The 23,391-nt window shown below is 46.5% G+C and carries 12 protein-coding genes; all 12 read right to left on the reverse strand.

Features of this window, described 5'->3' with window-relative positions:
- Nucleotides 1-17: 17 nt before the first annotated feature.
- Complete coding sequence (locus BMZ72_RS11435; RefSeq protein ID WP_089808338.1) at nt 18-1,301, reverse strand: DUF4302 domain-containing protein; 1,284 nt, start codon at nt 1,299-1,301, stop codon at nt 18-20.
- A gap of 33 nt (nt 1,302-1,334) precedes the next feature.
- Nucleotides 1,335-2,246, reverse strand: coding sequence for a zinc-binding metallopeptidase (locus tag BMZ72_RS11440; protein ID WP_089808341.1), 912 nt, complete (start codon nt 2,244-2,246; stop codon nt 1,335-1,337).
- A gap of 30 nt (nt 2,247-2,276) precedes the next feature.
- Entirely contained in the window at nt 2,277-3,731 is a 1,455-nt protein-coding gene (locus BMZ72_RS11445; RefSeq protein ID WP_089808343.1) for a RagB/SusD family nutrient uptake outer membrane protein, read from the reverse strand.
- An 11-nt stretch (nt 3,732-3,742) separates the two neighbouring features.
- Nucleotides 3,743-7,402 (reverse strand): SusC/RagA family TonB-linked outer membrane protein, encoded by a 3,660-nt coding sequence (locus tag BMZ72_RS11450; protein WP_089808345.1) that lies wholly within the window; start codon nt 7,400-7,402, stop codon nt 3,743-3,745.
- Between the two features lie 301 nt (nt 7,403-7,703).
- Nucleotides 7,704-8,711, reverse strand: a complete 1,008-nt coding sequence (locus BMZ72_RS11455) for a FecR family protein (RefSeq protein ID WP_089808347.1) — start codon at nt 8,709-8,711, stop codon at nt 7,704-7,706.
- A gap of 198 nt (nt 8,712-8,909) precedes the next feature.
- Nucleotides 8,910-9,494, reverse strand: coding sequence for an RNA polymerase sigma factor (locus BMZ72_RS11460; protein ID WP_089808349.1), 585 nt, complete (start codon nt 9,492-9,494; stop codon nt 8,910-8,912).
- 289 nt (nt 9,495-9,783) lie between these two features.
- The gene (locus tag BMZ72_RS11465; protein WP_089808351.1) at nt 9,784-11,862 is read right to left on the reverse strand and encodes a T9SS type A sorting domain-containing protein; all 2,079 of its coding nucleotides are present in this window, start codon (nt 11,860-11,862) and stop codon (nt 9,784-9,786) included.
- Nucleotides 11,863-11,903: 41 nt separating this feature from the next.
- Entirely contained in the window at nt 11,904-13,073 is a 1,170-nt protein-coding gene (locus BMZ72_RS11470) for a carbohydrate-binding protein (RefSeq protein WP_012789855.1), read from the reverse strand.
- A 79-nt stretch (nt 13,074-13,152) separates the two neighbouring features.
- Nucleotides 13,153-14,766: a glycosyl hydrolase family 18 protein gene (locus tag BMZ72_RS11475; RefSeq protein WP_089808353.1), complete on the reverse strand. Its 1,614-nt coding sequence runs from the start codon at nt 14,764-14,766 to the stop codon at nt 13,153-13,155.
- Between the two features lie 170 nt (nt 14,767-14,936).
- Nucleotides 14,937-16,391, reverse strand: a complete 1,455-nt coding sequence (locus BMZ72_RS11480; protein WP_255373185.1) for a T9SS type A sorting domain-containing protein — start codon at nt 16,389-16,391, stop codon at nt 14,937-14,939.
- Between the two features lie 232 nt (nt 16,392-16,623).
- Nucleotides 16,624-20,715 carry a glycosyl hydrolase family 18 protein gene (locus tag BMZ72_RS11485; protein ID WP_089808355.1) on the reverse strand — a complete coding sequence of 1,364 codons (4,092 nt, stop codon included), beginning with the start codon at nt 20,713-20,715 and terminating at the stop codon, nt 16,624-16,626.
- A gap of 318 nt (nt 20,716-21,033) precedes the next feature.
- A complete protein-coding gene (locus BMZ72_RS11490) occupies nt 21,034-23,379 on the reverse strand; it encodes an OmpA family protein (RefSeq protein ID WP_089808357.1) in 2,346 nt (781 codons plus the stop codon).
- Nucleotides 23,380-23,391 lie beyond the last annotated feature (12 nt).

Here is a 23,391-nt window from a genome sequence, read left to right on the forward strand (position 1 = left end):
TGCGATGGGCGATGCCATTACTGCTGCCAGGTGATCCAGGTTCTGGCATCTTTTGCATTGACCATGTCATAGGAACTTTCGCCTGTCTGCACGAAATAGAAGCCTGCACTTTCCTGATATTTGGTAATGATGTTGCCAACGGTTGCAGAAGCAGTTTCAGGAATTTGCCCAAAGGCGAGTCCCGAAAAGTCAAATGTTACAGTACCGTTGGTATTGAACACCGGGGTAAAAGCGGGGCCAAAGGGACGATCGGCTGGCAGTATACCGGCAAAGTCATATTCGCCATCGTAAACGGGGTAATAAAACATGAAGTTGAAGCCGGCAATACCTGTCACGCCATATGCATCATCCACACCGTCAACATGGAAACCGCTCAGCGATGCCCAGTAGCTTTCAGTGGCAGCAGCCGTATTGTACCAGCGTTTTCCGGCTTCTTTATCCAGTACCTGGGGTTTGATGGAACTGGTGATCACGGCACTGTTCTCACCTGCTTTTACAGTCAGGCGTTGTGCAGATACATCCCATTTGATGTCAGAGAAACCGGCAAAAGACACGGCGCCATCTCTGAAAGGAGTTGTGAACGATATACCATTATTATCGAAATAATAATTAGTCCGAAACTCTTTCTCACCATTATTGGAGACCCACTTTAAGGTAATACGACGATACAGCTGATCGACATATATGTCGTACTTGTTACTTCCCACAGTCAGCAGTTTGAAATAAGTAAGGAACCGGGAAAATTTATTGAACTCCCAGTTCCGTTTTTTATCGTAATAATCCTGTGCCTCCTGCGAGGTAGCTTTGACGAAGATGGCTTTACTGCCATTCAGACGTCCTGTAAGTTTTATGGTATCACCATAGACACCGTCTATAGCAAATTCAAAGTCAGAAAATAAACCCTTTCCATAGTATCCGCCATTCTTGCTGGCATCCGGATCACACAGTACATGGATATAGGAATAGGTGTCAAACAACAGACAAGGTTGCTGTAATGATTTCAGACGGAAGCTGCTGGTCCTTACCGTTACGGCAGACACAGAGTCAAAATCTGAAAACATATCTACTCTGTTATTGCCGTCAAATTTGAAATAAAAGCCAAAGGCAGTGCCTTCCAGTGCAGAAGGATATACCAGCGCTCTCCAGCCATTCGGAGCGTCAATGAGCGTTTTATTATAGGCAGCGAGTGTTTCGTTAATCCTTTCGTCTGGCGATTCATCAAATACATCATCGTACTCCTTCCGGCAGGAAGCCAGTGCGACGATGATCAGTAAAAGATATAATGATAGATTTTTTCTCATAAGGAGTGTTGATTGATCTTGGTTGATAAAGGCTTAATAAAGCAGCTGTACGATGGATTTTCTGGTATTGTCCTGCAGACTATAGAAATCGACTTTATGGGCAGTTTTGAAGTAACTCACCACCATTGCTTCCTTCTGACGCAACCTTTCTTTTGCCTGTGCCTGAGAACTTCCGTTCACACTGAATCCTTCCGGAATACTGTTCACTATTCTGTCAAAACCAGCCTTTCCTTCTATCAGCATCATAGCGATCATTTCTACAAAGTCTTCGTTCTCATTGGACATGGCATATGCTGTTACAAACCCGTCTTTTCTTGCTTCAGAGTCAGCGATATTGTTCCAGTTACCGGTGTAATAACCTGCACAGATCTTCTTGAATTCTACCGGGTACATTACTGTCTGGTGCAGGATGTGTCCGAATTCATGTTCTATCACATGAAAGATCTGTTTCACGTTGCCTGTATCACTCTTCTTATACCCCGGCATTTCCTTCGTACGGAAATCATTGAGGAGATACATCACTACCTTACGGCCACCTTCTGCGGTACCCAGTGTAATCGTTCCATTGTCATTCCAGCTGGCGCTACCTGACAGGATGAAGAACTTAGGACAGTACTTTTTGAAGAAGATCTCTCCCGCTTCCCTGATGTAATTATCTATCCATACTTTTTTGATCGCCCTGATCGCAGGGATCACAACCTCCTCCTTTGGAGGCACCAGGGTCTTTGTTACATCAAACTCAAACTGGTCCCATTTATATTTCACTTCAATGTTATAGGGAACAGTCATCGTGTCATGTAACCAGGCATCTAAAGATCCCGGTACCCAGGTATCGCCACCCAGGCCCGGGATATCTTGCACACCACTGAGATCGTCTTCTTTCTTTGCACAGGCTGCAAATACAGCTAGTGTCAGGAGCAAGAAGAATATTTTTATACGTTTCATATCTGTGAGTTCTTGTATGAATGGTTGCTATTATCTTGGATTCAATGTGATACCTGAATTGGTGGCAGCAGCCGGGATCTGTAATACACGGCGTTTGTCGCCAGCTTCCAGAACCATCTTTGCACCTTTATCAGTGTAATGGGTAACAGCTGCTTTGTAGCGTTGAATATCAAACCAGCGGTGTCCTTCCTGCACATACTCTGCGCGTTTGAAATCAAGTATGGTTTGCAGCAGACCGTTTTTCACATCAGTAATACCGTAATAGGTCCTGATCTTGGTTTGTGTGACTCTATGTGAAGCAGCATTGTAATTGGTCATGCGTTTGCTGGCGAAAAGGTTCAGGTCAGCCAGTACTTCATTGTTGTTACCGAGATAAGCATTCGCTTCTGCCCTGTTGAACAATACTTCTTCTGTCGTGAACAGTGGCACCATCACATAAGGGTCTCCGATCGTTGCGTTTACAGAAGCTTTTACGAAATACTCTGTCAGCTTTGGTACGAAGTAATCTCTTGTACCGTAGTAGTATAATGGATAAGCATAGCTGCCACCTGTTACATTGCTGCCGAGTATCTCAATTTGTTTATTATAGGTCAGTCCGTATCTGTATTGTGCTACATAGCGGCCATACATGGACTGGGTTTCCACCAGCAGCAGGTTCGCGTTTTCGGTAGCCTTTGCGTAGGTATCCCAGATAGCAGCCGGGCTGAGTGTTTTATAGGTTGTATTCCAGGGGCGCATATTGCTGGCCAGGTCATTGTTAGGGAATACCTGGTTCGCATATTCCAGCACCTTCTGATAGTCTTTCTTAAAGAGGTAAAACCTGGTGGCGAATGCGTAGGTGGCCGACCTGTTAAAATGATAGCGCGGCACTGCATAGTTTTCATCACTGATGAGTGCCATACCTGCCAGCAGGTCTTTCTCGATCATCTGATAAGTATAGGCGACTGTTTTACGCTCATATTGTTTATTTACTATTTTCTCCGGTTCTGTTACATAAGGGATACCCGGATCACTGGCGGCAGTTGTTTCATCATAGAATTTGGAGAAGAACGTTACCAGCATAAAGTGTGCATAAGCTCTTGCTACCAGCGCCTCCCCTTTCTGGGCTGTATAACGGCTTTTATCGGGAGCTGCTTCGCAGGCTTTTAACGCATTGTTTGCTGCTGCGATAGCGGCGTAACAGGCCTGCCAGTAGTATTCCGGAGAATCCTGTTCTGTAGCAGATACATCATTGAAGAAGTAAGGGTCGAGGTTCGTTCTGTCGGTAACACCGGCGCCTTTATCTTCCACATTGTCAGTCATGGCTTCCGCAAACACGATATAGTTGGCCTGTGGATAAGCGGTGCCCAGCAACTGGGATACCTTTGCAGGTGAATCCAGCTCTGTCCAGGTGCTATCCGGCGACTTATCCAGATATTTATTACATCCGGCCATGGTTATCAAACATCCCGCGATAACAGATGCTCTTGTAAAAAATTTCGTCATAACCATCTTATTTAGAAACCTGCTTTTAAGGATAGTGTAAATTGTTTCTGTATCGGCTGTGCAACACCACCTGTGTTGAAGAACTCAGGGTCTTGTCCTCTCAGCTTTTTGTCAGCATAGATCAGCCATGGATTGATAGCAGCGCCGGTCACTGAGATATTGCTAAAGGCTGTTCTTCTCAGTACAGGTGCTGGCGCCAGCCAGGTCAGTGATACCGTTTTCAGGCGGATCATATCTCCTTTGGCCACCCTTGCAGTAGAGTAGTTATAGTTGTTGTAAGGATAAGCGCCACCCAGGAACGCCTGCTCCAGTCCATCCAGAATAGAAGGTGTCTGTGTTTCCTTCTCATCACCCGGCATTATCCAGCGGTCATAGAATTCTTTTGGCATGGCATCCAGGTCAGAATAGGATGTTTTGAATGCAGGATAGAGACGGATCTTATTGCCCCACTGGTAAGTCACGAATACGTTCAGAGACAAACTCTTATAGTGAAAGGTGTTATTCACACCACCATTCACAGGCGGGTCAACAGGGCCCTGGTATACCAGGTGATCTGTATTCAGGTCCTGCAGGAATACATCCTTGCTAACACCACCATGCTGATCAACAAACTGTGGTGCACCGGTCTGCGGATCCAGTCCTTTATACTCAAGTGAGAAAAGGCCTCTTACAGGATATCCTTCTTTGTTACCACCTTCTGCTACTACGAGGTCGAAGATGCGCGGGATGTTCTTCGCATTGGTGATCTTATTGGTATTATAACCGAAGGTCACACTGGTTTTCCATCCCCAGTTCTTACGTTTGATGATATCGCCGCCTACGAGCAGTTCTATACCTTTCGATTTCATATCTGCGTAGTTGGCTGCTTTGAAAGTCTCACCACCGATACCAGATGTTTTGATGATACTGATCAGGTCAAAACTATTACGGCGGTAAGCATCGATGGAGAAGTTCAGTCGTCTGTTGAAGAGCGTACCATCCAGACCGATGTTAGTTGTGTAGAGCTTTTCCCATGTCAGGTCATCATTCTGGAGGTGAGCAATTTTGATCACTGATTCTACTTCATCGAGGTGTGTTCTTTTAGAGTTAACTGTCTGGAATACGATGTTGGAGTTGGTAGCGGGGCCAAGACTTGCCGTCAGACCATAGCTTCCTCTCAGCGCCAGGTAATCTACCCAGCCCAGGTCCTGCACGAAATCTTCTTTATCGATATTCCATGAACCAGACACGCTCCATGTTGGCAACCAACGGGCGCTCTTGGAACGTCCCAGTCTGTTGGAACCATCATAACGGGTAGTACCGGTCAGGTTATACTTACCATCCAGTCCGTAGGTAGCGGTTGCAAAGAATGCCGCAAAGCGGTCATAATCCTTGGCCATACCATAATATGGGAAGCTGCTTTCGATGGTTTGCTTAAGTATACGGTAGTCGGTAAAAGGTACCCCACCATTGTTATACTGGTAACCGTAACCAGTATTGGAGGAGTTCTGGCGGTCTGCATACTTCACCTGCTGACCCACCATGGCGGTAATGCTGTGACGTTGATTGATCGTTGTGTTATAGTTCAGACTATTACGGAAGTCGAAGTTGAGCAGCTGGTCTTCTGTACGGTTATAGAAACCACCATAAGGCAGTACGATCATCGGTAAGGCATCCGGATTATTCGGATCGCGGTAGAGGAATTTGTTATTCTCTGCGATAGTTGCGTTGTCAGCAGCACGATAAGCATTTGCCATGTTACTGTTCTCAGTGATCTGGTGTTCACGGGAAGATTTCACATAACGCAGTGCACCAACAAATTCGTAACGCAGGTTTTTAGTCACCTTCCAGGATACATCTCCCTGGAGACGCAGGTCCATCATACTCAGGTTCAGGTAGTTATTAGCCGATTCGTTAATGATGTTGAACGGCGCATAGTTCCTTCTGAAATATTCGAGTTTTCCGTCCTGATCGTAGGCGGTCAGGGTACGGCTGGTATTAAGTGCATAACTGAACGGATTAATGTCAAAATCGCGGTCGTATTGGCCTTCTACGGGGTTACTGGTACGGGACAGGGCACCCGGTGCTCTTTGCTGACGGGCAGAACCCAGTACAGAGAAACCGGTGCTCACTCTTTCAGAGATCTTGTAGTTGTTGCGGAAGTTCAGCGTATAGCGGCTTACTTTATCTGCAATTGTCCAACCGTTGTCATGATAAAAGCTGGTAGAGAAATAGGACTGACCCTTGTCATTACCATTAGAGATACTCAGGGAATGTTCCTGTATAAAGCTTGTCTTAAACAGGATATCGAACCAGTCAGTATTAGCGGAAGCGTAACGTTCCAGGAATTTGCGTTTTGCAGCAGGTGTATTTTCCAGCGGAAAATTACCTTTATCATCTGCATTCAGCATTTCATACATCTTACCGTATACACCGATATCACCGCGGGAAAGAATATCGGAAGTGAGCATGCCCTTCCGCTCCAGCTCTGCCAGTACTGACATCTGCTGGGCGGAGTTCATGATATTATAGTTGTTATAGTTAGGCTTCAGCTGAGTGCTGTAATTACCACTGTAGGTAACAACAGGTTTTAACCCGGAGCGTCCTTTTTTGGTAGTGATCACCACTACGCCGTTCATCGCACGTGCACCGTATAATGCAGTAGCTGCCGCATCTTTGAGGATGTCGAAGCTTTCGATATCGTTCGGGTTCAGACCTGCTACCGCAGAACCCAGCAAGGTGGTCGGGTCTCCGCTGGACAGCTGATCGTTAGATATATTCACCACATCTTCCAGTACCACGTTGTCAACCACCCACAGTGGTTTGTTATCACCATTGATAGAGGTAGCACCACGTACACGTATTTTAGGCGCTGTACCAAAGGTGCTGGATACGTTCTGTATGGCCACACCGGCGATACGGCCTTCCAGCATACGGCTTACATCTGCCATACCATCGATCTTGGCTTCATCCATTTTAATACGGGCAGCAGCACCGGAGAATTTGCTTTTATCAATATCCTGGAAACCGGTCACCACTACTTCCTGTAGTTTGGTTGTTTTCTCTTTCAGCTGAATATTGATCACGCCGCTTTTATAAGCGGCCACACTCACTTCTTGCTGCTGATAACCGGTAAAGTTGAATACCAGTATCGCATCGGCAGGAACGCCTTTGAGCTGAAAAAATCCTTTCTCATCAGTAGTAGTACCACGGGTAGTCCCTTTGATAACGACAGCCACACCGGGCAGTGCTTCATTTTTTGGGGACGCTACTGTACCTCTTATATCCTGGGTACGCGGCGCTACCTGGCGCTCGCTTTCCGGTACGGAGAGGCCTTCCATTTTTTTTTCAACGGGCCGGATCACTACACGGTCATATACAACCGTATAGGAAAGGGCTAAAGGTTTCAGCAGCTTTTTAAGGAGGTCACTCACTTTTTCATTGTGAGCGTTTACATCTACCTTATTGCCGACAATCGTTTTGTTGCCTGCATAGATAAAAGAGACTTCTGCGAGATTACCGATCTGGTCGAGTGCTTCTTTCAGCAACACATTTTTCAGTTCCAGAGAAATCTTCTTGTCGAGCGCATCCTGTATTCCTGAAGCGTTTGCGGGAACTGCGATAGCCTGTGACAACAGGATCAGCAGCGCAAGCACAATCAGGCGGAGGGATAGGGTTGCCTTCTTCAGCATTTCGTGTATGATTTGATTTTGGTTCGGTTCGGGAAATAGCATTCCCATTACCAGTCCTTGCGGGACCAGGGCAATAGGGCACCAGCTGCGGTGCAGTTCAATTCTTATCGTTACTGAGTTAACCTAAATAGGGTATAGTTAACCGGATGGCGTTCTTTCCTGATTCGTCATAAAGCGATTTAGTTTGGTTGTGTGCAATATTTAATCTACGTATAATAACAAGCTGGCTAGCATACATGTGTATGCTCAGTACATTCTAAGGCATCAGGTAAGGTTAACTGCTGGTGATGTGTCTTTTGTCCTATTGACAGTTACCTCCGGCAATTATATAGCCGTTTCCATTCTTATCCTTATCGATTTTGGCGTTCAGCGACACTGCGATCAGATCGAGTGCCTTCTCCAGGTCATCCACAATGTTTACATCTCCATAAAATGCACAGTGCTGTATTCTTTTATCTAATCTGATCTCCGCGTTATAGTATCTCTGCAGGTCGTTTACTACTTTTATAACTTCTTCTCCATCATATACAAACCGTCCTTGTTGTTTTTGCGAATAAAACCGTGCATCGTCTGTGGCATCAGACATTTCAAGCAGATGCGTGTCCTTATTATATACTGCACTTTTGTTGGCCGTCAGGATCAACTCCTTCCCTTTCTGATTCTCCTCTCCTTTTGCCGCCACCTGCACCATACCATTCAGCACCACTACTTTTGCTTCAGAACTGTTTCTTACCTCCATATTAAAAGAGGTGCCCAGTACTTTGGTGCTGATCAGGGATGAAGCTACAATGAAAGGATGTGCATCATCTTTTTCTACTTTAAACAGCGCCTCACCTGTCAGTGTCACATTACGTTCCTCTTTACCATAGCTGGTAGCATACTGTATAGTCGTTCCGGGTTCCAGATACACGATAGTGCCATCAGGCAGTGTAAATGTCTTCCGTTGTTTCTCCGCTGTAACTAAAAGCTGTTTTACGGGTTTTCTGAACAGGCTCAGGATGCCTGCTCCTGCAGCCAGGATAATAATGGCAGCAGCAGCTACTTTCCAGCGACTAAACCACATACTTCTCACTACAGCGCCTTTCGGTACGCTGATGCGCTGATGTATCTGCTCCAGTATACGCGCTGAGTGTTCTCGTTCCAGTACAGGGTCTGCGCTTTGCAGTTCAGCGTTATAGGCTTCTGACGCTGCATCCTGCAGATCCTTTAGATCGTTCTCATTTAAATACTGCAGCAGCCAATCCCGGTCTTCCTGTTTCCACTCCTTTTGTTGCAACAGTTGCTTTAGGTATTCCTTCCTGTTCTGCACTATTTTAATGATTATTTAACCTAAATACGGTGCTCCTCAGCATATGGGTGGGTGCGTTTACGAAATTTGTTACATATTCTTATTAATAATGTGTCCACAATGATTTTGGTTGATAATTGACATATGTTTCTGGTTGTACAACAGCGCCGGCGTTGCGTTTCGTTATCATGCAACGGCAGTCTGTCACGGGTTTACGAACTAATTCTTCAGGAACAACAGCAGCAACAACACATATTTGTGCTCCTTGTTCTTCTGAATGTATTCATTAATACGGGTCATCGCGATGGATAAATGCTCTTTGACGGTGTTCCTGGAAATCTTCATTTCTGCTGCTACTTCATCGTATGTTTTACCTTCGAGCTTACATAGGGTGACAATCTTCTGTTTCTTGGAAGACAGCTGTGAGATAGCCTCTTCCAGCAGGTGATACTGTTCTTCATAAGCACCAGGATTATCTTCCCAGTCGCCAGCATCAATATTCAGATTGTACAACTCCTTATGGAAAGTATGCTCGCGTAGTTTCTTTCTCAGATAATCTACTGAAAGATTAAAACTGATTACAAACAACCAGCCGGCTACGGACTGACCGGCATTAATATCTTTCCGCTTTTCCCATAGTCTGGCATAGACCTCCTGCAAAATATCTTCTGTTGCAATGGGCTCCTTAACAAACTTGAAAATATTCCGGTAGACTGCCTGGTGGTATTTCCAGTACAGGGCATCAAAGGCTGTTACATCATCGGCAAGTAATTTAATAACTAACTCGGCATCTTGTGTATTCATATCACGTCGTTTATATAATTCGCCCCCTCCGGGTACAAATTATACGGCAGTTTTAATGGCTCCGGGTTTTCATTACAATGTTTTCTCCATCTTTTCGACTTATAAAATAGTAACAATTCTTTTTATTGTATAGCATTTTATAACAAAAAATTAAATTAAAAGTATTTGAAATGTATTTACTGCTGTAGAAAAGGAGAAAACAAAAAAGGCAAAAAACAGAAGCCTCACCTTTTTTAGGTGGTACTCCCGTTTTTTGCCCATTAAATGATCCTGTCAGACAGGAAAATTATTACTGCTTGACGATCTTTCTGATCTCGGTGTCTTTACCGTTAAAGATCTTAATCAGGTAAACGCCGGTTCCAACGTTTGACAGATCGATCCTTTCGCCATTTACGATACGTTTCGCCGGCAGTACGGTCTTACCGTCCAGTGCGAATACGCTTACATACAGATAACCCTCTTTTGTGGTCGCTGTAGTTCTCACAACCACTTCATTTACAAACGGATTCGGCAGCACATGCAAGGTCGCATTCAGTTTGCTGTCAGCTGCTTCTTCTGTTTTCACTTTCTCAATATACTGTATAGTTCCTGTTGTACGTGCAGCAGCGGCTGTTGATGGCTGTACCACCACAGAAGAGGTCCAGTCATTCAGATTAAGCGGTGCACCATTTAATGACAGGTCTACCAGGCAAGAGAAATCTCCTCTGAACACGTAGGCATCACCACCGAAATTGTCGTGCTGATAGAGGATCACCTCATATCCGCTGGCTGCTTTCAGTGAAGAGATATCATCATTCACTACGCCTCTTGCCTGTAACTGAGACAGGGTATAGCTACCTACCGGCAGGGTTACTGCATAACCACCATAATTACAGTCTTTATATACTGTAGCGGCTGCACCTGTAGCGGAGGAAATAGAACCGGTGATCGCATAGCTACCCAGTGAACCATAATTAGAATAACCTGTATTCAATGGATTCAGATAACCGGTACCCGTTACAGATACATAATAAGTACCTGCACTCAGGTTTGCGCTGATAGCAGCAGAAAGGTCATTTGGATTGCTGGTTGCCACTACGCCGCCACCACTATTATATAATGTAGCCAGGATATCCAGGTTAGGATGACGGGTAGGTGTCGCAAAATTCAGCGACAATGCACCACCTCCTGTAGTGAAGCTATAGAAATCCACATCACCGGTACGCTCGATCACACCATTGGTGTTAACAGCACCGCCGGTGTTAACAGTCAGTGCAGCAGCAGCACCGGTAGAACCACCTGCGTCATCTGTTCTGTAACCTACGCCATAAGTACTGCTGGAAATTTTAGCCAGGTCGTCTTCCAGCTGGTTAGCGCTGGTGTATTCGCCTTTGCTCCACTGTACAACGGGTACATAATAACCTACACCCATGATAGGCGCCCAGTTACCATGACCGGCATAATAACCTTCAGAAGGAGTGGTACGGCCATCGTGACCCAGACCGAAAGTATGACCTACTTCGTGAGAAGCAGCATCACCTGCGCCTTTTACACCACCGTTGAACACCCAGCAAGGTGTTTCATTACCCCAGTTGAATGAGCCGATGTACGCCACGCCACCTGCTCCCGGAGCAGCTGTATTGGTTGGCGTGAAGATGCAGCGCATTCTTCTGTTGGCAGGATAGGTATTATATACTGCTTCGCTGTTGGTGATATTCAGGTTGAACGGGCGGAAGTCTTCACTTACGAGCTCCCATACTTCCAGCTGCTGTGCTTCTGTCAGCGTAGCTGCTGCTGCATTAATGGGATTACCGTTATTCCACAGTGTACCGGATACATACTGTCCGTCGAAGTCCAGCAGTACAACACCGTTAGCGTTCGGACGGCTTTGCAGTTCACCAAGCGCCAATGCTACATCATTCGCACTGGCTGTTCTGCCGGCTGTTTCCTGTGGCGCCTTATTATAATCGATACACAATAATGAATCCAGGGCCACTTCTTTTACAAAAGCAGTACCGGTATTATCAGTATAATATTTATAACCTTTTTTGCTGTTACGCAGGATGATGTTACCGGTAACGGTACCATCCTTTACCTGGAGGAAGAAGGAAGAACCGGGTACATTTTCGATCTCACCGATCATAGACTCCATGTTCTTGCCATCTGTACGACGGGTATTTACTTTACCGGTCAGCACAGTACCAGGGCCTACTTTCAGTTCAGCAGCGCTTACCAGTCTTGCATGTGGTTTTGTAGCCTGCGTACGGATATCCTGCAGGAGGCCGGCAGGTGTACCAAGACGATAGGGTTCTTTCTGCTGTGCAAAAGTAACAGCAGTCGCCATTAACGCCAGAGACGTGCCGGCTATATATTTTAACATTTTGCTCATAGGGTAAAACTGTTTGAAGATGTTGGTTAAAAGATGATGGTTTACAATTTGGTGATGCGGAACCAGTTAATGTTAAATCCGCCGGTCTGCGCAAACAGCCCAAAATTATAAGTACCTGCGTTGATCGTCACGTTATGCGAGATCGTGGTCCAGTTCTGCCATCCGCCGGTAGACGGAACGTCCAGGTAACCGAGCACATTTGCACCTGCATTTACGTCAAGCGATAAACGTCCGCCGCCAGTCTGGCTGGCAACGCGATATTCTACTTTATAAGTACCGCTTGTAGGAATGGTCACTGATGGATAAGCCATCCAGTCACCTGTTTCAATGTAACCGACATTTGATCCTCCGCCTGCGTCAGTAGTAGGTTCTATCTGTACGCCGGACATAGAGCTATAAGATTCGGCCTGAATAGTCGTGGAAAAAGGATTGTTATTACCACCTGAATTCTGGTATACGCGCACATAGTCTACGTACATTTTTGCAGGCAGCGCAGCATTGTTCACTGTAAAGCCGGGCCAGTTACCGCCAATGGCAAAGTTCAGCAGAATGAAGAAATCGCGGTGAAACTCTTCCGTACTGCCTACATTACCGGCAATGTTAATAACGTTAAATTGTACGCCGTCTACAAACCATTTAATGGCATTGGCGTCCCATTCGATACTGTAAACGTGGTAACCTGTTACACCTACCGGCGTAGAGCTGCCATAGGAAGCATAACCTCCGTTGGTGCCGGTCCAGTGTACGGTACCGTGTACATTGGCATCTGTGTTAACATGTTCCATAATATCGATCTCTCCGCTGGACGGCCATCCTACGGAAGTGATATTACTGCCAAGCATCCAGAACGCCGGCCAGGAGCCCTGGAAAGATGGCATAGCGATACGGGCTTCGATCTTACCGTATGTCCAGGATTTTCTGCCCTGGGTTTTCATACGGGCAGAAGTGTAATTCATACCACCAAAGCTCTCCTGCTTTGCGGTGATCACCAGCTGACCATTTTCGATGGTCGCATTTTCGCGGCGATAGTATTCCAGTTCATTGTTTCCCCAGCCACCGGAACCGGTGCCGGTTTCAAATACCCAGTCAGGGCCTATACTGTTCGTGAATTCGTCCTGCCAGACCAGCTGCCAGTTCTGGGCTGACGCGACACTACTACCGAGTGCCAGACCAGCGGTTAACATAAGGGTCATCTTTAATGATCGCATCATACGGGTTTTTGTTTAAATGGTTAATAAAAAGGGACTTGTAAATAAGGGAAACACTCTTTGCCGGAGGCAGGCGGTCAGATTATTGTTTCACGAATTGCTGTGTTACTCTCTTCGTGCCTTTTACATATACCAGGAGGTATGTACCGGCAGGAAGTTTATCAACACTGATACTGGTAACACCGCCTTTGGCATTCAGTACCTGTTTACCATTCAGATCATAAATGGTAATGACACCGCCTGGCTGGTTGAAGTCACCTCTCAGGTTGAGTGAAGTAGCAACAGGATTCGGGAAGAGTAATGGGGCTTTTTCAACCACCTTGTTGTCAAACAACGGCTCTTTCACACTTGTTGCAGCTGTTGTACGTGCAGCGGAAGCCACTTTGGTGATGCGGATCCAGTTGATATTCCATCCGCCTGACTGTGCGTAAACGCCCAGTGAGTAGGTACCTGCCGTAACATTTACATTGTGTGAAACAGTTGTCCATGTCTGCCATCCACCGGTCGCAGGTACATTCAGATAACCCAGTACAATAGAGCCGGAATTCAGGTCAAGTGATAACTGACCACCTGTGCTCTGGCTGGCTACTCTGTATTCTACCTTGTATGCGCCGGAAGTCGGGAAGTTGATGTTTGCATATGCCATCCAGTCACCGGTTTCAATGTAGCCCACATTAGAGCCACCACCTGCGTCAGTGGTAGCTTCCACCTGTACGCCTGACATGGATGTATAATTTTCTGCCTGGATGAGGGTGCCGCCGGTTGGAGGAGGTGTTCCGCCACCGCGGTCTACTTTTACCTGGTAGATAGCGCTCAGCAATGAGTTGGCGCCGGTTGCATCCTGTGATAATTCCCACATCATGATACCACCTCCCTGATCATATGCCAGGTTGGTTTTGCTCTTGATGGTAGGAATACCATTGTAATAGTCACTACCGAAATAATCGGAATTAGGACTTGCACCATTCGCCAGCAAAGTAGCATAGCTATTCCATGATGGACGTGCGTAGAATGGTACACCTAATATTGCCTTTGAAGCTGGCAAACCTCTGCCAACCCAATAGCTCAGTGACTGTGATGCGTAAGTGTAAGTGGAATGTTCGTAATTATTATAATCATAAGCCATGAGGTTTAAGAAATCGACTACGTTAAATACGCCGCTGAGGATGCTGGCCCCACCGGTTCCTACCACTGCTGCTGTCAGCAGTTTACCGTTGTTATGCAGTGCTGTGGACAGCTGCTGCATCAACGCCAGGTAGTTATTGGCAGAAGCACCCGCGTCAGGGTATTCCCAGTCCATATCCACACCATCCAGACCGTACTGATTAACAAAATTCATGACGTTATTCACGAAGTTTGTACGGTAGGTAGCATTGGCTGCCAGTGATTCAAATGCGCCATCATCTCCGTTATTCCATCCACCTATTGCGATCAGTACTTTCACACCATTGGCGTGTCCGCTGCTCACAAGGCTGGATAACTTAGACGGGTTTTCAATTGGCTGCAGGCCACCTGTGGAAGTAGGCAAGGCAAAGGCGTAGTTAATATGCGTCAGTTTGCTGTACTGGATAGCGCTTACGCTACCAGACCAGGAGGGCATATAGCCTACTACTTTAAACTGTGCAAAAGTTTGTGCGGACAGCAACAAACCTGCTGCAAACAGCAGACCTGCCTTCATCCAATTTTTTGCTTTCATGATCTATGTTTTGAGGGATTTAAAATGCGCCGGCCATACACCGGCGTTACTGATTGCAAGTTCCGCCCACCGCCTCCAGGCAAAGAAGTGTTTCCCTTAATACGTTCAATTACAAGAAGTGTAAAGCAGAACCTGCAAAAAGGATTTATCAGCGATTTAAATGGTTATTTTCATTGTTTTACAAACTGGCGGGTGATCATGCTGCCATTGCTGTTGAACACAATGGTATACACACCGGCATGCAGCCTGGAAATATCCAGTCTGTTTGCCATATTACGGGCAGTCATGACTAGCCGGCCACTCAGATCAAAGATCTGTATACGTGCACCGCTCAGGTCTTCATCTGCCTGAAATCTCAACTCACCCGCAGCAGGATTGGGATAGAGCAGGAATCCTTTTGAAGACGTCACAGGGATAGTGCTCTTCTGTATAGCTACATCTTCAGCAGTTCTTGCGCCACTGCCTGCACGTACGGTCAGTGAACTGGCGACGTCATTCCAGCCCGCAGCTACCAGACAGGAATTGCTGGCTGTCAGCGCGAGGGATGTACCGCCAAAGTTATCGTTCTGATACAGACGGGTACTGTAACCACTGTTGACGTTTACAGAAGAAATATCATCATTACGGATACCGAATGACTGTAGTCTGGACAGGGTATAATCTCCCGTTGGCAAACTGATCGCGAGGCCACCGTAATTACAATCACGATAAAATGTAACAGCTGCCGTACTCAGTGTACCGCCGCCAAACACATTCCTGATAGCGGTCGCATAGGCGGCCGTCTGGGAACTGTTATCAATATCATCATACAGCCAGATAAAACCACCTTTGATACGCGCACTGCAACTGTTCTTCCAGGTGTTCAGCTGATTCTGTACCTGTGTGGTTGACTTCTCCGTATCCCACAATCCCGCATATACCGGTATGGTACCAAAATTCCAGTTACAGGGAGAATTACCTGCGCCACCGGCATAACATTGCAGGTCGATCCTGTCTACTGTACCGGGACGCTGATTATTTGTATTGGTCGCCACACTGGTCCAGTAACCGGAATTGGTATATGGTACCAGACTTACCTTAAATCCCAGGTTGCCCAGCATCACCGCCAATGCTGTAGCAGAGCTGACATCATAGGCACTTTCGTCATCAAAGCCAATGGCATCTACCATAGGAAAGGTGTTGCGTAAAGCCTGGAAATTTTTGTACAGCGTACTGGTACTACCGGTACCCTGTGCAGCGATCAGATTTTTCACATTGGTAAAAGTGGATGAACCCCATGCACTGAGACAAAATTCCAGCCTGTTGATGCTGGTCGGTGCTGACTTCAGTCTGGCCATATCATCCACAAAATTCGGATAGGAATTCCCGCCTATATAAGTACCATTCTGTACCAGGGGAAATTCCGCATTGAAGTTAAAATTGCCGCTTGCATCGATGTGAATGGTCCATACCACCACATAGGTGTAACCGGAATTTCTGAGCTCATTAATAGCATAGCTGCGGTTTTTGTAGATAGGACCGCCGCCATAGATACCTGACTGTGCAGATACACTTTCAAGCGCTGCCAGGAGCAGGCAGCTGATCATGAAAACCTGAAGAAATACGTGTGTAAATTTCATCATCATACGTTGGAATTTTAGCGTTAACTGTGAACCTTATTTATTCTGAGGGAAGTGAAACGGGCTATCATAGCCGGCTCCACAGAAAGAGCACGTGAAAATACAGTACATAAAAAGCAGCATACAGACTCTCGCTTGACATGGTTGACAGAAACTCGAAAAAATTAGGAATCAGGAATTAAGAAGCTTGCAATGGCAGTCATTCTTAATTCCTAATTCTTAATTTCTATTTAAAATATTACAGGCGTATCACCTTCGCGGAACCTTTACGGCCGCTCTGCTGATTGCTGGTTTTCAGTATCCAGGAACCCGCTGGTACCTGAGACACATCCAGATCAACAGTCTGCTGACCTTTAGCACCCGCGATGATCTGTTTACGCAGGATAGCGTTACCGTTAGTGCTCCACAGTTCGATCAGTACTTTCTCACCCTGTGCTGCATTGATCTGTACTTTCAGTACAGTACCTGTCAGCGGGTTAGGGAATACGACCAGTTTGCTGTCTGCATTAACAGCGTCAGGTACCGGAGATACGACAGCTACTCTTGCTGCTGCACCACATGCGCCCAGTGGTTTCCACCACCAGTCAGCAGTACCAGGCGTTACGTTGTACAGACCATTTGACTGGCTTTCGTACAGGATACCATTGTACACTACCTTATCTCCCTGGTTGTATACTTTAGGATAAGGCTGATAAGTAGCCACACCTGCACAGTTGCCGGTGTTGCCGCCACCTACCTGGATAGCTACCGCAGTGCTGGTGGTAGACTTGCTGCCGTTGTCGGTAGCTACAGCTGTGATGCTGTAAGCACCAGCTGCTACGTTACCCCATGTGTAAGTGTATGGGCTTGCCGTTACTTCTCCCAGTTTGGTGTTGCCATTGTAGAATTCAACTTTGGCAATTGTACCATCTGCATCAGCAGCAGTAGCCTGGATGGTTACTGTAGCCGGAGCAGAGAAAGAAGCACCTGCTGACGGAGAAGTGATGCTTACTGTCGGAGCCTGGTTGCCAGGATTAGTACCACCACCACAATCGCGTACATAAGCCCAAACCTGGTCAGCACCACTGTGCGTATCCGGCTGATCGCCCTGTGTCCACCATTTTGCAGTGTAGATCTTACTGTTGTACACTACCTGCTGGTTACCATTATATGCAATAGTAGCTGACCACGCAGCAATACCATCGCAGGAGTTACTACCGGTACCGTTTACTGTAACAGATACCGCAGCGGAGGTTGTTACGGCGCCTGCATTGTCAGTCGCCACAGCTGTTAAGCTGTAAGTAGCCGCAGCTACATTCGTCCAGGTATAGGAATAAGGTGCTGCCGTAGCCTGACCCAGTTTGGTCGCACCATTGTAGAATTCAACTTTCGCAATAGAACCATCAGCATCTGAAGCGCTTGCTGTAATCGTGATAGAAGCAGGTGCTGTGAAGGATGCTCCGGCCGCCGGAGAAGTGATACTTACTACCGGAGACTGATTGCCCGGAGTAGTACCAAAGAAGTATGGATAATAGTTTGCCGCAAACTCACTGTTGTTTACTTTATCCCAGTTCACTGACCAGGTCATGATACCGCGCAGACCAGGATAACCAGCTGATTTACGGATCACATAAGTACCACCGTAAGACTGACCTTTGGTCAGATAATTCAGTGCTTTTTTCACTTCTGCCGGAGCAGTGTAACCACTACCTGCAGCACCTGGTGCAGCTGGCAGACCGAAAGCTACCTGATCTTCACGCAGTGCAGGGAATGTCTGGCTGGTACCTGATACAGGGAAGCCCTGTAACAGCATTTCAGTCATAGATACGATAAAGTCAGCAGTAGTAGAGTTGTATACTTTATTATCCAGGCCCATTACAGAACCAGTGTTGTATAACTGTGGCTGGATCCAGGACAGTTCGTTACGCAGACCGTAGATGATAGGCAGATATGCACCTACCAGCGGAGAATATGTTGCGCCATAAGCCGTCTGTACATAGTATGTTTCAGGCGCCATGGTCAGCAGGCAGTTTTTACCCTGTGCTTTACGGTAAGTGATGATCTCTTTTACAGCAGCGATCAGGTTGACTACTTTAGGTGTAGTTGGCGCTGTAAAGTTATTATCACCGTTGTTCAGCTGTAAGGATATACCACCTTCGATATCAAGGTCGAAACCATCGAAGTTGTAGCTATCCAGCAGGCTCTTCATACTGGAGATGAAAGCTTGTTTATTGGCTTCCGTGTTGATCACCAGCGTACCGGTTTCACCACCCAGTGACAGCAATACTTTTCTGCCCTGTGCCTGTAATGTAGCGATATCAGCTTTGAACTCAGCTACCGTTGTTCCTTCTGGTGTAAAATTCACAGTAGACAGATCGCTGCTGGTTGTACCAAACGCTACTTCGATCACATTGTAACGGCTGTCTACATCGCGCAGACGGATGTACGGTGCGGAAGCGAGGTTCCAGTTCTGCCAGTAACCTACTACTACCTTGTTGTTATCAACCGGAGGATTCGTACCACCGCCGGTTACTGTGATAGATACAGCAGCAGAAGTCGTGCTTGCACCACTGTTATCAGTTGCTACAGCTGTCAGACTGTAAGTACCTGCTGCTACATTGCTCCATGAAACGCTGTATGGCGCTACAGAGTCAATACCCAGGCTGGTACCGCCGTTATAGAACTGTACTCTTCTGATACTGCCATCGCTGTCAGTAGCATTTGCGCTCACAGTAATGCCTGCAGGCGCTGTAAAAGTAGCATTCGCAGTTGGTGCAGTCAGGTTTACTACAGGCGCCTGATTTACAGGCGTACTACCATCAGCAAAAACAGCATTGATCTTATTTACAAGCGGAGAAGTAGTATTAGGACAATAGATAAGCTTGCCCTTAGCAACGGTACTGCTGGTCATGTTCAGCATGTCGCCGTATACCTGCCAGATGATCACACCTGCCAGTCCATTGTCCTTGATATATTTGGCTTTTTCACCTACAGAGCGTTCGTTGTCATAGCTCAGGAAATAGTTGCCTTTCGTTTTATAAGGTACTTTCGCTACATCATCCCATCCTTCAGTCCAGCCGGAAGAAGTCTGCTGCAGGATATAGCTGTAGTTAGGCGTACCATCCCAGAGGTCTTTCGCCCAGTTGGTATAGTCAGCACAGGTCTGAATAGGACCATCCGGCTGAACGGTTTCAGCACGTTTGGTAGTAGCGCCATTCAGTGCAGCTGCACCGGAAGTAACTACACCACGGCCATAGAAAGGTGCACCGATATTTACCTTAGACATATTTACGCCCAGCGCTTTCAGTGCTTTTACAGTGGCATCAACAGAGAAGTTGGTGTATTCTGCACCTGGGTAATCATACAGGGGAGCGTTATGACCCGCTTTATTAGACCATCCGCCATTGTAGTCGTAGGTCATCATGTTATAATAATTCATGGAATTATTAAGACGGGACCAGTTAAAACCCTGCAGTTTAGCCGGAGAAGCAGCGAAAGCAGCTGTGATCAGTTTATTAGGACCGATCGCAGTTCTTACCGCTTCAACCAGTGCAGCGAAGTTGTTATAATCGGCTGTGCTGTATCTTTCGATGTTCATACCCGGATCATTCGGATATTCCCAGTCGAAATCGATACCGTCGAAGCCCATATTCATCAGCTCAACACAACCCGCTACGAATTTTGCGCGTTTGGTGGCATCAGCTGCCATTTCAGGATAGTGTTTACACATGCTCCATCCACCGATGGAAGCCATTACTTTTACCCCTTTGGAGTGAGCCAGGTCAAGTACGCCCTGTGCGCCACCCTGTTTAGGTACAGATAAAGGGAAAACACCGGTTTTGCCGGTATTAACGTTTTTCCAGCCACTGCCTTCATTACGGTAACCAAGCGTATATGCATAACTTCCTTCTGAAATATAATACAGTGGGGCATCCAGTTCACCGTATAGCAGGAACATATCCCAGCTGCTGTAGATATCTTCATTTACCAGTGCACCCGGCTCCTGTACGGCGCCTACCTGGTAGATGTTTTTGTTACGAAAGTCCCCGCTGTGTAAGGAACCGTCTTTGGCTACACCAAAGAAAGAAAAGTTAAGGATAGTGTACTGCGAATAGTCCACGTTCAGCTGATTATAACCGCCCTTGGGAACGATACCGGCTACGTCTTTCCAGGCATCCCATTGGGTGATATACCCTATCACCTGCTTGCTGTGGTTCTTCGTGGTGGCGGGCACCTGCGGAGTTACCTGCGCCATGAGGGGGGATAGTCCCATCACGAGTAGTAAAAGCAGAAGTGCATGTCTTACATAATGGTAAGACACCGCGCTACGAAAGGTAGAATTTACTTTCATTTATAACGGTTTTTTTGAGACGATATGGAAGTACTGGTTTATGTCTGCTAACATGCCCGGGCCACAGGTAATATTACGATGTCAGTTTGCTCTCTAAATAGGGATGTGCAGATATAAGACCGGTTTTCACAGGTAAAATGGTATTTTAAGGTATTATGGTTAATTGTCTACTACTGGTTCCTAATTCCAGACTCTCTGATAAAGGTGTCGTACCTAACGTGGTATAGTACTATCCCAAATGTAATTTTTTTTGCCATAAAGAAAACGCCCTCCCGGTTCATTACCGGAAGGGCGTTTCTTATTGTAAAATGTATTCGGTTATTTGTGAATGATTTTCAACATAGTACGTCTGCTGTGCATATACTGCTCATCCGTACAAGGTACACCTTTACCGCATGGATCTTCAGGATCTTTACCGATGTTTTCGTAGTAAAGTTTCGTAGAAGATACACCCTTACGTACCAGGTATTCAATTACCGCATAACAACGCAGTGCAGAGAGATCTTTGTTATATGCATCGGAACCGCGGCTGTCAGTGTAGGAACGAACCAGGAGTTTCCAGTCAGGATATTGGTTCAGTACTACCGCTACCCTATCCAGCAGGTTTCTTGACTTGGTAGTCAGTACCGCACTGTTATAATCGTAGTAGAACTCCATACCTTCCATCTTATGCTGGATAGCTGCGTCCATTTCGTTCATTTCTGTCTCCTGTTTCGCTTCCGGCTGTGTCACTGCTACCGTTTCAACTGGTTTTGCAGGCGTTCTTACAGGTGTTTTCTCTGGTGCTTTTTCAGGCGTTTTCTCTGCCACCGGCTCTTCTGTAACAGGTGCAGCGACTACTGGTGCAGCTACTGCTACTGCTGGTGTTTTCACACCCGGTTTCTTAACAGGTGGTGTTTTTGAACCTGGTCCGCGTCTTACAGGCGCACCTGATTTAGGTTCTTTTACCGGCTCTTCTTTGACTGGTGCTGCAACAGGATCGTTCTTCGCTACTACGGGTTCTGCCGGATGTGAAGTTGGTACGGAACCAGGAAGATCGATCGGTGCACTTACCGCCTGTCTTGGATTCGTCACAACCGGTTCTTCTGTGGTTTTAGAAGACGTTGGAACAGGATCTGAAGCTGTTGGTAAAGTGATCGGCGCAACTACCTGTTGTCTTGGAGATATAACAGTTGGTTGTTTCTGACCTTCCGCTTTCGCTACTGATTCTGCAGGAACGTCTGTAGCAACTGCTGTATTATCTGCGAGGGCAGGCATATCTGGTTTAATACCTGCTTCGATCTCTTTATAAGGCTGGATACCCGGATCTCTGTCAAATCTTTCAGCGAAGTGTGTATCCATGAAGCGGTAGATGTCATCGCTACCACCACCACCCGGGCGATTGGAAGAGAAGTAACCTTCATACATATTCGCTTTCATGATGAAACCCAGATCATCGCCACCGGAATTGAATGGATAGCGCAGGTTCTGTAAACGGTTCCACTCAGCGCCTTTACCTCTTATACGGAACATATCAAACCCTCCCAGACCGGGGTGACCCTTACTGGAGAAATAAAGCATGTTATCTTCATTATAGGTAGGGAATGCTTCGTCGAAAGGAGTGTTGATGATCGGACCACAGTTCTTGGGTTTACCCCATCTGCCGTTCTTTTGTTTTTCACTGAACCAGATGTCCATTCTACCCTGTCCGCCTTTTCTGTTGGACGCAAAGTACATGGTTTTACCATCACGGCTCAATGCCACATGACCGGTAGAAGAACCTGGCGCGTTGATCTCTCTCAGCGGCTCCAGCGGTCTCCAGTCATCACCTGTTTTCACTGACCAGAACACCATCATTACACGTTCACCATTTACCGGACCGCGTTTCTTACGGTTGGCAATATCCTGCTGCCAGGAGTTCAGTGTAACGTAAATGGTATCCTCTCTTGCGTTGAAACAAACGGGGCCGATGTGATAAGGCACCAGGGCTAATAATTGCGGAACAACTTCTTCTACGAAAGTGTTGGCCACACCCTGGGAATATTGTTTGAAAATATATGCTTTGTAATAAGGCTGGTTCGTACGTGTATCGATCGCCGGGTTGCGTTCAGGCAGCAGGTTCATGGTCATTTTACGATAACCGTTGGATACCAGCAGCAAACCCTGTCTTGTTACCCCGCTCACGTAGTCAGAACCCGAAGAACTGAGCTCCTTGATATTTTCCATCGCCATATCCAGACGACCGGACTTCCAGATGATAGCACTATCACAACCCGCCATCATCACATTCCTCAGTCTGAGACTATCCTGTTTCCCGGTAGTGAACTTGGCGATCTGTTGTTTTGCTTCAACATATTTACCCACACTCTTCAGGACTTCCCCGTACTGCAGAAACGTTACTGGCGGACAATCAGGACGATCGACCATTTTCTCATACCAGAAAGCAGCATCCTCATACTGACCGATTTCACGGTTGCAGAGTGCGATACGTTGCAGCAGATCAATGGAAGTTTTCGTTTTCTTTTTATTAATGATCCTTCCATACAGAGATGCCGCTACAGCATATTCCTGTCTTTCAAAAGCTTCATCAGCCCTTACCCGAACGCTTTTCTGCTCCTGGCCATACAGCATCACCGGAACCGTCAGAGTGGTGCACAATAATATCGCGTAACAACGTCGTAGCATATAAAGATTTGA

It is taken from the genome of Chitinophaga sp. YR627, assembly GCF_900114995.1.
GTDB lineage: Bacteria > Bacteroidota > Bacteroidia > Chitinophagales > Chitinophagaceae > Chitinophaga.